Origin of the sequence: Asticcacaulis sp. (assembly GCF_051954415.1) — a bacterium.
Classification (GTDB): Bacteria; Pseudomonadota; Alphaproteobacteria; order Caulobacterales; family Caulobacteraceae; genus Asticcacaulis.
In genome coordinates this window covers 85,434-97,008 of sequence record NZ_JBQCHT010000010.1, presented here as the reverse complement: position 1 = coordinate 97,008, position 11,575 = coordinate 85,434, and the positions used below count along the sequence as shown (strand labels likewise).

15 protein-coding genes are annotated in these 11,575 nt (G+C 56.4%); 2 read left to right on the top strand and 13 right to left on the bottom strand.

The features are described 5' to 3' along the window. Positions 1–997 precede the first annotated feature (997 nt). Positions 998–1,243 (bottom strand): hypothetical protein, encoded by a 246-nt coding sequence (locus ACTHND_RS03625; protein WP_440175937.1) that lies wholly within the window; start codon positions 1,241–1,243, stop codon positions 998–1,000. Between the two features lie 119 nt (positions 1,244–1,362). Between ACTHND_RS03625 and ACTHND_RS03620 the strand changes: the two genes are divergently transcribed. Further along, positions 1,363–1,512, top strand: coding sequence for a hypothetical protein (locus tag ACTHND_RS03620; RefSeq protein WP_440175936.1), 150 nt, complete (start codon positions 1,363–1,365; stop codon positions 1,510–1,512). A 24-nt stretch (positions 1,513–1,536) separates the two neighbouring features. Here the strand turns inward: ACTHND_RS03620 and ACTHND_RS03615 are convergent, their stop codons facing one another. The 5 genes from ACTHND_RS03615 to ACTHND_RS03595 all read right to left on the bottom strand — a co-directional run bounded on the left by ACTHND_RS03615 (position 1,537) and on the right by ACTHND_RS03595 (position 5,779). Continuing rightward, complete coding sequence (locus ACTHND_RS03615) at positions 1,537–2,376, bottom strand: SagB/ThcOx family dehydrogenase (RefSeq protein WP_440175935.1); 840 nt, start codon at positions 2,374–2,376, stop codon at positions 1,537–1,539. Beyond that, a complete protein-coding gene (locus ACTHND_RS03610; RefSeq protein WP_440175934.1) occupies positions 2,373–3,680 on the bottom strand; it encodes a YcaO-like family protein in 1,308 nt (435 codons plus the stop codon). Before ACTHND_RS03610 ends, ACTHND_RS03615 begins: the two co-directional genes overlap by 4 nt. After that, complete coding sequence (locus ACTHND_RS03605) at positions 3,677–4,528, bottom strand: TOMM precursor leader peptide-binding protein (protein ID WP_440175933.1); 852 nt, start codon at positions 4,526–4,528, stop codon at positions 3,677–3,679. The genes ACTHND_RS03610 and ACTHND_RS03605 overlap by 4 nt, the downstream gene beginning before the upstream one ends. 298 nt (positions 4,529–4,826) lie before the next feature. Further along, positions 4,827–5,141: a transcriptional regulator gene (locus ACTHND_RS03600; RefSeq protein WP_440175932.1), complete on the bottom strand. Its 315-nt coding sequence runs from the start codon at positions 5,139–5,141 to the stop codon at positions 4,827–4,829. Continuing rightward, positions 5,138–5,779 carry a hypothetical protein gene (locus ACTHND_RS03595; RefSeq protein ID WP_440175931.1) on the bottom strand — a complete coding sequence of 214 codons (642 nt, stop codon included), beginning with the start codon at positions 5,777–5,779 and terminating at the stop codon, positions 5,138–5,140. The genes ACTHND_RS03600 and ACTHND_RS03595 overlap by 4 nt, the downstream gene beginning before the upstream one ends. A 103-nt stretch (positions 5,780–5,882) precedes the next feature. Between ACTHND_RS03595 and ACTHND_RS03590 the strand changes: the two genes are divergently transcribed. Further along, on the top strand, positions 5,883–6,356 hold the full coding sequence (locus tag ACTHND_RS03590) for a helix-turn-helix domain-containing protein (RefSeq protein ID WP_440175941.1): 474 nt from the start codon (positions 5,883–5,885) through the stop codon (positions 6,354–6,356). Positions 6,357–6,371: 15 nt separating this feature from the next. Here the strand turns inward: ACTHND_RS03590 and ACTHND_RS03585 are convergent, their stop codons facing one another. The 7 genes from ACTHND_RS03585 to trbJ all read right to left on the bottom strand — a co-directional run bounded on the left by ACTHND_RS03585 (position 6,372) and on the right by trbJ (position 11,566). Next, positions 6,372–6,569 (bottom strand): helix-turn-helix transcriptional regulator, encoded by a 198-nt coding sequence (locus ACTHND_RS03585; RefSeq protein ID WP_440175940.1) that lies wholly within the window; start codon positions 6,567–6,569, stop codon positions 6,372–6,374. A 98-nt stretch (positions 6,570–6,667) separates the two neighbouring features. Then, positions 6,668–6,880 (bottom strand): DUF2274 domain-containing protein, encoded by a 213-nt coding sequence (locus ACTHND_RS03580; RefSeq protein WP_440175930.1) that lies wholly within the window; start codon positions 6,878–6,880, stop codon positions 6,668–6,670. Continuing rightward, positions 6,868–8,070 carry a TrbI/VirB10 family protein gene (locus tag ACTHND_RS03575; RefSeq protein ID WP_440175929.1) on the bottom strand — a complete coding sequence of 401 codons (1,203 nt, stop codon included), beginning with the start codon at positions 8,068–8,070 and terminating at the stop codon, positions 6,868–6,870. Before ACTHND_RS03575 ends, ACTHND_RS03580 begins: the two co-directional genes overlap by 13 nt. After that, complete coding sequence (gene trbG / locus ACTHND_RS03570) at positions 8,063–8,932, bottom strand: P-type conjugative transfer protein TrbG (RefSeq protein ID WP_440175928.1); 870 nt, start codon at positions 8,930–8,932, stop codon at positions 8,063–8,065. Before trbG ends, ACTHND_RS03575 begins: the two co-directional genes overlap by 8 nt. 14 nt (positions 8,933–8,946) lie before the next feature. Continuing rightward, on the bottom strand, positions 8,947–9,654 hold the full coding sequence (gene trbF / locus ACTHND_RS03565; RefSeq protein WP_440175927.1) for a conjugal transfer protein TrbF: 708 nt from the start codon (positions 9,652–9,654) through the stop codon (positions 8,947–8,949). A gap of 3 nt (positions 9,655–9,657) precedes the next feature. Then, positions 9,658–10,824, bottom strand: a complete 1,167-nt coding sequence (gene trbL, locus ACTHND_RS03560) for a P-type conjugative transfer protein TrbL (RefSeq protein WP_440175926.1) — start codon at positions 10,822–10,824, stop codon at positions 9,658–9,660. After that, positions 10,766–11,566 carry a P-type conjugative transfer protein TrbJ gene (trbJ, locus tag ACTHND_RS03555; RefSeq protein ID WP_440175924.1) on the bottom strand — a complete coding sequence of 267 codons (801 nt, stop codon included), beginning with the start codon at positions 11,564–11,566 and terminating at the stop codon, positions 10,766–10,768. Before trbJ ends, trbL begins: the two co-directional genes overlap by 59 nt. Positions 11,567–11,575 lie beyond the last annotated feature (9 nt).

The following is an 11,575-nucleotide window of genomic DNA, read 5'->3' as shown; positions in this document are numbered from 1 at the left end:
AACAAAGGCGCGATGACATCCCATTCTGTATCGGTCAACTCGTAGCGGCGACGCGTCATGAAAAAGGCTCCCTGTTCACCGGAAGCCTTGAATCACGATCAGTTCTAAATGGGAATCCCGTTTATGGGTTTACGCCCTAGGGCAGATTTTATAAATCCCGCGCCTTAACAGACTCACTTATTTAAGGCGCGTCATAGGCCAAAACTTGCCGCCTGCCTTGCTTATAAATAGAAACAAGCCACCTGCGTCGGCGATTTTTGTAATTCTTTGCAGGATTAGGTTGCGCAGCTCTGATAAACGCATCTGAAGTGACATTATGGGCACCGGATTCACCGGCATAAGATACCACTGGATCTTTCGATTTACGGATATTCAGGACATCTCTGGACTAAGAATGCCAGAAAACCTTACTTCATAATGATTTTCCAAGCCGTATAGGTGTCTTCAGGAGATGGTGCCTGGAGCCGTCACCACACAGAGTCAGCAATGCATTGATATACTTAAATGTACGAAGACTTTCGTGTTTCCTGAGACCCTAAATGAGGCCCTTTCGGAGTTTTCGGCACGGGTTCGATTCCTTATGCGGTAAGGATTTGCCGTTTTTTATATGGTATCAACATACAGCGCGACACGGCGCAGTGCAAAGATATCCACAGAAATGTGCATAAAAAATTTCCGTAGATCACCAGAACCGTCTCATTTGCCAGGCGCTAATTCGCACCATTTTTTTGGGCCACATCGCCGCGTACCTCAGGTGACGGTGACGATACCTGTTGCCGCGTTCAGTGGCCAATTTATCCTAATTCACTAGCGAGGCATCCGCCAACGGGCAAATGGTGTCCGCACCACTCTTATCACCCGAAGACGGATTGCACCTGCAGGGCGGCAAGGTCACCTAAGTCGATAGGGGCCGCACAATGTCTCAGTCCATGGCGACTACTGTCCTCACCCGCGACTTTGGGTGATAGGTTAAGGTTGGGAAACGAGGCGGCCCACTCTATCGGCTTACGGAGGGTACATGCGAAGCCGCGGCCGCCTCTTCAACTCCCTCGGCGGCCAAAGGCGGCGACACCTGTCCGGCCTCCAGGTCCGCCAGGATTTCGTCCAGATATCGGCAGATCATTTTCATGTGTTGACTCGAAACTGTCGTGCTAAATAGTGACAAAAGACGGCGCTTGGTGTCTACCGCATTGATGTCACCCAGAATGAACGCGTCAAGAATCTGTCCCGTTGCACCTTCCATTGCCAGCTTCCCCTTAGGCGCACCTATAATGAAGCAACATCCTACCTGTTGGTTGATTAAACTCCAGAGGTGTTTCAGTTCGCCTTCGAACCTGACGCTTCTATCTTAAGTGCGAGTTGATGCCGGCAGCAGGCGACGATCGCCTCGTTTATATGGCCGGCCATTGCCAGCTCATCTTCGTCGGCAGCCAGGCCACGCGCATATTCCAGCAACTCGATGATTACCTTTCGGCGCCCATTGGCCCGTTCCAATCGACGATCTTCCGCTGACGCTCCAGAATTTAATGCCGGCATTTACGTACTCCCCTGCGTGTTAAAGACTTGCGCCGACTGTTCTTCGGCGCCCCCGAGCAATATTACTGACAGTACGACCTCGTTCAGGCCGTCGAGGTCGAGCCACTTCTCGATTTCGTAATCGTAATAGGAACCATAGGTTAGGCATGACAGCCCTGCGGCCGCCGCAGCCAAAAGGATGTTCTGACCAAGATGGCCCGCTTCCAGGCAAGCGAAACGGTAACCTCTAGGGCCATATTTCGCCGTCGTCCGATCAAGCACTCCAGCGATGACGACCGCACAGGGTGGTGTCTGAAGGTCCGGCACCGTCTCCATGGATTGGAAACGTCCCCTCGGACAGCCGAAGTCGATCAGGGTGTGATTTCTGGCATCATATCGAAGGGGTTGCGGCGGCAAGCCATTGATCGCGCCAGCTATAATGAAGATTTCACAAGGAAAGAGCGCACCGGCAGAGGGATATGGTCTAAAACTGACGATGGCTTCCGGCACCAGGGATGAGGGCCTGTGTCGGGTGCTCGCGACGGCCATTCCAAGCACATTACTCAATGCGGCCAGGGATATGGTCCCTCCGATTTCGCCCCGCGGCGTTGAACGGCGCGCCCTGCAAACCTCCGCCAATTCCGCGGACACACCCTGAGGCGCCGGCAACTGAAGTACCTTATCGCCAGCCATCAGGGGCCAGCCGGCTGTGGCGCGACGGATAGCCGCCGGATCAGTCATATATTGATCGATGATCCGTGCGCGTCGGCCCATGGCGCCCCGGTAGTTGCGGGTCTGCTCATGCCAGATTTCCATCAGGTCCCGATCGTCCGCATTCAGGTCAAGATTGCCTTTGGTCATGGGAACGGGTGTGGCCATGGATTGTAGACTGGCCGGTCATTGGCTTCGTTACCCCAGATTCCCTGCCAGATCTTGAGCCGGCGATCATCAACGACCAGAGACGCGGCGGGACCGAAAATCAGCGGCTGAAGGCCGGGAACAACCACCCGCGCCACCTTAAAGCCGAGCTCGGCAGTGTCGTCGGTCGTCAAATCAATTGCCACGGCGCGATAACCGGCAGCCGACAGCCTTTCAACTAGATACTCTAAGGGGGATTGAGGTGGACTTGTCACGACGTTTTTAAAGTCAATCTCTTCCGCGCCTGAGAAATATCCATCAACGATCGCGATCCGGTCAGGATGCAGATAGAAACGAAGGTGATCGAACGGCGTTTTAAGATCTTCAACCTGCAAACACGCCCCAGTCTCAGGCAGGCTTCCCAGAGCCTGCCAACCCTGCAGGACCTCGGCAACGGCCTTCTCCACTGATTGAACAAGTGACAGGCCGGCGGCGGCACCGACGGATATTTGGGTGCGAGCGCCTCGCATAACAGCCGTTACAACATGAACGCCGAAACTGTTCGCCAGGTAGAAAAGCCTAACGGGAACGTGGGGATTCAGCAACGCATTGCGCACGGGCTTACTGAGGAATGCCATATCGTCGGGGCTTAGGCGAAGTTCCGGCGGCCGGCGGTCAAGCATCCAACCAGCGGCGAACGCATCGCGTTCAATGAGCTCGCATAAGGCGCGCAGGCAAGCGTCATCGAAGTCCTGCCCACAGGCCAGCCCGGTTGAGTCATTCTGGGCCAGAATCTCGTGCGCTCCCGATGGGCGATATCCCAGAAAGACCAGGCTGGCCGGCACGTAAACCGGACGCCGGCTCGCCAGATCATGCCCCCCCACCCAACGATATATGGCATCCGGGCAGTAGCGCTGAATTTCCGGCCGGCCACTTCTGATCAATGGCTCGAGGTCGATCGGATCGTCCAGATCGTCTTTACATCCGACGACCAAACGCTCAGCCCAGTAAAGCGATCCGGCATAGCGTTCGACTCCTTCGCCGATGGCAGACCAATAGGCCCGTTCAAAATCGAAGGCCGCACCGCAGCCGTCGTTCGCCGTCCGGATAGGTGATGGCGCATTCTCCCGGAAATATGCGGGTGACGCCAGCCGCGCCCGAACGATACGTATCTCGCCTGTTTGTCTCGATATGCGCTCTTCGGTAAACTCAGTGAAAAGTCCATGGACAGGGTCCAGCACGCGTTCAATGACAGCATGCAAAGCAGGCGAAAACCGTAGACCTGGCTGAAGATGTGTCACGTTCATAGGGCGCGGCTCAGTCCACAGGCGGGGCAACGCGGCAGGCGCAGGACGCGGCTACCTGACATCTGCATGGTCAACCAGTCAAAATGCCAGGCCACGCCAAGATCTGTTTCGACGTAGGCATCCAGCGCCCAACGTTGGACCTCCCCCACCGCGAGCATTGCGGCAAATTCGCACAACAGGGGACTGACGCTGAGCTCCGGAAGGTCCATGGCTTCGACAGGATCGGCCCTGCGCTCATTGTTGTGGCGGCGGTGTAGGAGGCATTCCAGGCACCCGGTAGCGCCGGGCAGTGTCATAGGCCCCCACCTGACGGTCGACCGTTCCAGCCAAACGGGAAGAAAGGCAACTTGATTATTGAGGGCGTCGAGATTGATTTGCCGCAACGTGTTTAATTGCGGCGTATCGAATGCAGCCACGACGCAGGTTGGCGTCCGGTTGATGGCCTGCGGCATGCCAGCCACCGTAAGCTTGTCTTTAAGCGACTGCGCCAGTCGCCCGGCGCCACGGACCTCAACGGCGGGAATTGGCGTATCCCGGGAGGTCGCATAGTGCCTCAGCCAGGCCTTCGTTATATCACCGGACTGATCTTGCGCCGTTTCCGGTCCCAGAATGTTTCGCGTCTGAAGGAAGCCAAGTAATTCCTTCGTAGCCGCCCTTTCGGCGTCTTCCGTGCACGCGGAGATAATGTCATCCGCGGCATCACCTTTGCGGCATTTGTTGGTGATGGCCTGCGCGAGGCCATTGGGATCACGCAACGCGAAGCCGCCACGCGGCGTAATGAAACGTATCTTGTCCGCCCCCTCGACCACATCGACAGCCGGGTCTATTCGTAGCTTATCGTCCGCCATCCCCTCACCCTCCGAAAGGACCGTGCTTCTCGCACGGTCCGCCCCCGCCCTTTAGAGAACGCAACAGCAACAGCAGGCATTGCCGTAGGTCGAATTGACGCTGGCTGCCTGGTCGTCGTCGTAGATTTCGAAGTGCTTAAGCATGTGTCGCTCCTTTGTGCCGTCTTAAGTCGGCAAGGGAGCATGACACGAATGATTCAAGTTCGCAATGAGAACTGGTTCTTTTTTTGAACTAATTGATTTTAAATGGTATTTTTAGATTTGCGTGACTATTTATATGGAAAGGGCTGACGACGTCCTAAGACCTTTTTGATGGCAGGCCATCCAGAATGCGGCGCATATTCGCGCGATAGATTTCGAATGCCTCATGGCCAACCGACGTCATCGAGATGGTTGTGTTCGGCTTGTCCGCGACGATAGCCTTTTCGATTTTGACGTAGCCCGCCTCGGCAAGTCTCTTCAGATTCTGGGACAGGTTCCCGGCCGGAATGCCCACCTCGTCCTTCAGTTTTACGAAATCCACCTTGGCAACCGTGGACAGGTAAAACATGATCGTCAGTCTGTGTTTTGAATGGATGTCATCATCAATGCCATCCGCCCTGAAAAAACTCATGCCAAAACTCTTTTCTCCTGCCGCCAAAGCAGTGCACCGGGCACCAGCATGAAGGCGAAGCTTGCCAAGCCGAACACCAGGCTCAGCAGTACATCATTTCCCTTGCAGAAAAAGGTAACAAACCCGACCATTATCCATCCTAAAGACGGAATGCGCAACCACCCCGCAGATCGGGAGGTCGCCATAGTAGCGAAATTGAGGGAAAACACGATTGTCAGGAAAATATTCGTTATCGCGGCGTCATAGAAGTTGGAAATGAGACTGCCGAAGAAAAATATGAAAATGCAGATGCATGAAAAAATCCAGATCGAAGAGATGGCCTGGCTGCGCCATCCCAGGAGGATGCTTTTCTTCTTCTGCAAGACGATCAAGGCGTATGTTCCTCCCCAACCCAAAAACATCTGTATCAAGCCTATCATGATCGGACCGGGCACTAAGCCGGCGAAGGCCGCGGCCTGATATAGGTTCGTGACTCCCACCAATAATCCCCACCAGGCGCAGATCGCGCCACCGCTAAGTGGCAAGGCGTCTCCCCTGTCCGCGACCTGAACCAGATGCAGGAACTCTTCATGCCGAAGCAGGAATTCCTCTTCCGTCAGATCTGGCAGTAAATCGTCAAGCCCCGGCCCTTGCGACATCGTCAATCTCTCGTTACGGTTAACAAGAGATATGCATACCGCTAAGCATGGCTCTGAACCAGACCAAATTCGAATCGCGACAGGCTCGCCAGACAATCATCGGTTGCATTGTCCTATATTTCGGGCTAAATTACTAATTCAATTTTATGAGAGGCGCATCTTGACGTCGAACGATGGATCACCGCACGGAATCGATACTCATGTCGGGTTGCGTGTCAGGAAACGGCGTAAAGAACTCGGTATGAGCCAGGAAACTTTGGCGGTACACTTGGGCCTCACCTTCCAACAGGTCCAAAAATACGAACGCGGTTCGAACCGTATCAGCGCATCGAAACTCCACGCAATCGCAACGACCCTTCAGAAGCCCATTGGCTATTTCTTTGCTGAATATGGTGACGATGCGGCGCCCGATAGTTTCGTCGAGTCGGCTTCTGAGCGGAGCATATCCACATTCCTGTCCACCCGGGAAGGTATCGAACTTGCGGAACTGTTTCCCAAGGTCAATGGCGTAAAGTTGCGGCGACGCATTCTCGAACTCACTAAAACCTTGGCGGATGAAGACCCTGAACTGGGCTAAACTTACCTAGCCACGCTAGTATCCACATTCCCGGCGTCCTTCTGCCACGCGCGCAGCGATCCACCGAGTGATATCGTCCTCCAACCAGCCTACTGCTCTCCCGCCCAGGCTCACCGAGTGTGGGAAAAGCCCGTCTTTCATGCGGTCGTAAAGGGTGGTGCGGCTAAGTCCCGTCATAGCTTTGACCTCCGGCAATCGAACGATGCGTGACACTTGCCGCACCACGGGCAACTCAAGTGAGCTGCCTTTGATATTATCCAATAAACTCAATTTGATACCCTCCTCTTCTACAGTTACACTTGCGACCAGGTTTACCGTCGACCTGTTTTTACAAACCCCTTGTCACTTTGAACGAAGGCCTCCAGCATGAATGGGATTAGGTCGACCACGGGTTCCGAGGTCCCGTAGGTCACCTCATAGAGATCGGCATATTCCTTCAGCAATTGGTTCAATTCAGCGCCGATCGTAATCGTCAGCTTTACTGGAGTTCGGTCTGGCAAACGTGCCAGCTTCAATTCGGCCATGGTGCTTCTCCTGTTTTATAGGGCTTTAAGATCAAATCCTTCTGAACGATCACCCGCACAGGCCAGCCGGGGCGGACAGTGAGACTAGGCTTGATATCGATAGCCTTCTGTACGAGACGTTGTCCCGCCTGATTTGCCGTTTGACGCATGCCGTCTCGGAAGGCCTCGACCAGATCACTGTCGTCGTCACCGCTATAGCTTGTCAGTCCCAGGAGGGTCGATAATCCCACGCCTTTGAGAAGGCTCCATGTGTGATAGTCGACACGGTCTTGAAGGCCCGCGTAACCTTGCACGTCGGCCGCCGGGAAATTGTCTATTTCGAGGGATGAGCCATCCGGCATGACGAAGCGCTTCCAGACCAACAGGACGCGGGACTGTCCGAATCCAATGTCACTTCGGTATTCGCCGAGAATTCGTGTGCCTTGGGGTAATAGCAGGACCCGCCCGGACACGGTGTCATAGACCGGCGCCGTCAACTGCGCGATTACCAGACCCGGCAAGTCAGAATTCAGCCCGGTGACGAGACTGGCGGCAATCACTGTGCCGGCCATTACCTGATAAGGTGAGGCCGGCACTTGCACTGAATGAGTGTTGTAAATCCCTCCGCTTGCCTGACGATCAACGGCTGATGGCTTGGTCTGATTCCCGTAATGGGCACTTGATAGGACGCTGCCCTCCTCAACATCCATAATGGATTCCGTGCCTGACACCTGTCCAGTTGCAAGGTCACCGCGTGGCTGTGGCGAGACCTGGAAAAAGACACCGGAGGTCACTTGCGATGGCGCACTCCCTCCGGTGCGTCCTGACGTCAGTGGTTGATCCTGCGATGACAGCCTGCGTTGCTTTGCGAGCATCGGTCCACCTAAATCTCCCGGCAAGGGCGGGCCGAGAAGAGGCACTGTGCTTTTGACCTGGTCATAGGATTTAGGGAGGGAGTTGAGGGCTTCCGGTTTGGGCTTAGCTCGGCCGGCCATCGCATCTGGATCGTAACTCGTCACATTCCGAGCGGCCTTCGGCGTTGGTGGCGCCAGCCCCAGCCAGGTGATTGCCAGGATTCCAGCACTGGCGACAGCGGCCGTCCCAACCAGAACAGGACGCTTGAACCTGAGGACTGGCTTCGGATTCGCTCTCAGAACCAGAGTTTCCGGGTCTTCCTTGCTGGCTTCAGGCGATGGGACTGTTTTAGTCATGGCCAACACCTGCCCGCGTGATCCGCACAACAGCTTGGCGCTTCGCCCCGAGACGTAGCTCGGCCGCGGCAAATATCTGATCGACAATGTAGTAGCGACCGGACAGACGGTAATTGGTCAGTTCCGCCTTGCCTCCTGCCCCCACGAGATAAAGCGGTGGCAGTTCGCCTTGGCCTATTGTTGCTGGAAATTCGATATAGACCTTTTGTCCGTCGTCAAAGGCTCGGACCGGCCGCCATGACGGCTTCGCCCCCGTTATGGTATAATTGAATTGAAGCAACTCCGGCCGAAAAGCGACCGACGGAATGGAAGCTGTGTCGGGTTTCACCGCTTCGACGGACTTGGTCAAGACGTCATCTTGCGGATAACGCCAGGACATTGCCGCCATCGCTGTACGCGTCGTGCTCTGCAAATCGAGGTGGTAGGTGCGCCGGTTCGTCGTAACAATCAGGTTTGTTTTCAGACCCGCTGAAAATGGTTTGACCAGTATATGAACCTGTCTGCTGGCATTGGTTCCACTCACCGTGTCCCCAATGACCCAGCGGGCCGTATCTCCTGCCGAAATCGCAATCAGTTGTTCCTGCGGCTGCAAGACGATATCGCTTACCTTGTCTGGCGCCGTGAACAGCCTGTAAATGCTGCCATCGACGAACGTGTACACCTGCACCGCATTGAGATAGCTGCCTGGTTCAGGTTCTCGCGTCGCCGCCGCGTTGGCGGCGATTACGCTGGCGGCCGGCGTCGCAGGGTTGGAACTGACCGGCCGATGCACGGTTTTGTGGGGCGTTTTGGCACTCGTGCCACTCCCCATGGCCAACGGGATACCGGCCAGCGCGATCAACAAAATCTTTGAGACTGTCATGGTTGCTCCTTTGGCTATGGGTTGGTGGAAGCGGTGGGTTGGCCATAATCCTGTGACCAGGCCATCTCGGTGACGTAGAGACCGAGCGGGTTCTTGCGAAGGACGTCCTCCCGCTTGGGCAAGGTCTGGTTGACCGACAGGATCGCTGTCCAATGGCTCGTCCCGGTGGGTATGCCCTTGGTGAAAGCCTGTTCCTGCCATTTCACCTGGAAAGCGGTGGGCGACGCTCGAACGATGCTGGTGATTGTGACGGTGACACTGCGCTCACCCAGCCCGGCAAATGGATCGTTCGCCTGAGCCTGCGCGCTTAGGAAGGCGGCGGCCTTTTCGGCTGTGAAATCATAGGCCTCCAGCCAGTTCTTGCGGGCGACGACCGGATCTATCGGTAGGGACCTCACATTTGAGATGAACTTGCCGAGGAACCACTCGATCTGAGCGTCGGTTGGATTATAGACGGTCGACGCGGGCTGAACGGCTCGCACGGCGCCTTGGCCATCCACTTCCACCACGTAGGGTGTGACTCTGCTTTGGGTGCTTAGCCATATGAGCCCGCCCGACAAGGTTAGGGCGATGGCGCTTACGCCGAATGCCATGGCCCGCCAGTTCGCGGCCTGGACCGTCGCCGCCCCTATGCGGCTATCCCAGACCTGCGCGGCCTTTTGGTAAGGCGTGACGGGCTCTGGCGTTTCCGCATAGCGCTGAATTGGACGTTTGAAGAACATCAACTACTCCTTTTGCGAAAGATCAGGGGTGGCGGAGGCAACGGGTTGGTCGCCCGCCGCAATGGCGGTCTGCGCCGCATGCAGATGTCCGCGCAGGCGCTGCTCGGTTTGCATTTTCGCGGCCCAGGCGGGTGGCGTCTTTCCTTCGGCGCCGCTTTTGGCTCCCCCCGATGCGGGCGGGGGCGACGATGGGGGATTTGTCGATGCCCCTCCCCCTTTCCCGCCCTGTGCAAGGGAAGCCGCCGTCTTTATGGTTCCGAGCGCACCACCACCCACCATGCGTGTCATGGCTGCGACCGCCCCGCCGGCCAGGACGCCACTGGCAACCGCAGCGCCGGCTGTGCCGATCGCCGCGCCGGCGCCGAGTTGTGGTGCGCCGGCGACCAGACCGGACGCGATACCTGGCCCGAAGATTCCCAGCCCCAGAAGCGTGAGTGAAGCCAGGACAAGCGAGAGGGTTTGCGCGAGATCGGGCTCGGCGCCGCCAAGCGCCGTGATGAATTGATCGAAAAAGCTGGAGCCGATGCCTACGATGACAGCCAGCACCATGACCTTGATGCCGCTGGTAATGACATTGCCGAGTACCCGTTCGGCCAGAAAGGTGGTCTTATTCCAAAAGGCGAAGGGGACAAGAACGAAGCCCGCCAAACTTGTCAGTTTGAATTCCAGCACCGTAATGAACAACTGAATCGCCAGGATGAAGAAGGCGAGGATGACGAGTAGCCAGGCGATCAGCAGAATCAGGATGGTCAGCAGGTTCGGCAGGAGCGTGTCCAGCCCCACCAAATCGGATATCTGTGTCAGTAGCGGATGTGCCGCCTCGAAACCGACCTCGGCCAAGCGCCCCGGTTTCAGCATATCTCCGGCCGTCAGCGTGTTGCCGCTCGCGGCCAGACCCAATTGGGCAAACGACTGAAACACCAGAGAGGCCAGTGTCTGGAAGTTGTTCAGAATGTAGGCGAAGGTGCCGATGTAGAGTACCTTCTTGACCAGTCGACCAAGGATGTTGTTTTCGTCGTCCAAACTCCAGAAGAGCGCCCCGATGGTGACATCCAGGGCGATAAGCAGACTTGTGAGATGGGCGAGATCACCTTTGAGCAGGCCGAAACCGCTATCGATATAGGCCGTAAAGGTAGCCAGAAACTGGTCGATAACATTGAGGTCGGACATCAGCACCCTCCCGGTTCAAGTTATTGCGGCGTGTAGGCTGTGCCGCTGCCGAGGAACTTGGCAGTGGTCGCTTTGGCCGCAGCCTCCCCTTGCGCGCGGCGCGCCGCATCGAGCGCTTCGGCGCGGTATTGCGCGGCCATGAGTGTAGCGATCTGCATTTGCTGTTTGGTGGCAAGCGCCTGAAGTTGATTGGCCGCCTGCTGAGCCTGAAGGAGCCTTCCGCTCCGTCGGAAGCACTCAGCAACTCGTTGAGCGTGCCGGCATCATTCTGCACAGACTCGGATATTTGTGACTGAACCAGCAGGGTTTGCTGGAATGCGTCCATCGCACTTTGCCAACGGGTCTGCGCCTCGCTGGTTAGTTGCAGAACCGTGGTCGAAGACGTGTATCCGGACGGATATTGAGCCTTCAACCCTGCCTGGGTTTGAGACAGGTTGAACGCGATGCCCTTGGCCTGCGCCATGAGTTGGTTGATGGCGTCGAGGTCCTTGTTGAGTTTCAGGATCGTGGTGATGTCGAGATGCTTCAAATTGGTCGCCATGTTCTGGAGCATCTGAGCTTCATGTTGGAGTTGAAGGATCTGATTGTTGACCTGCTCCAGCGCGCGCGTGGCCTGAAGGATATTCTGGGCGTAGTTGGTGGGGTCGAAGACGGCGAGTTGCGCTGCGGCGGGCTGCACGCCCAACCCTATGATCGCGGATGTAAGCTGGCCTAAGGTCAGGCGGCGGTTGATAACGGGCATTCAGGGCTC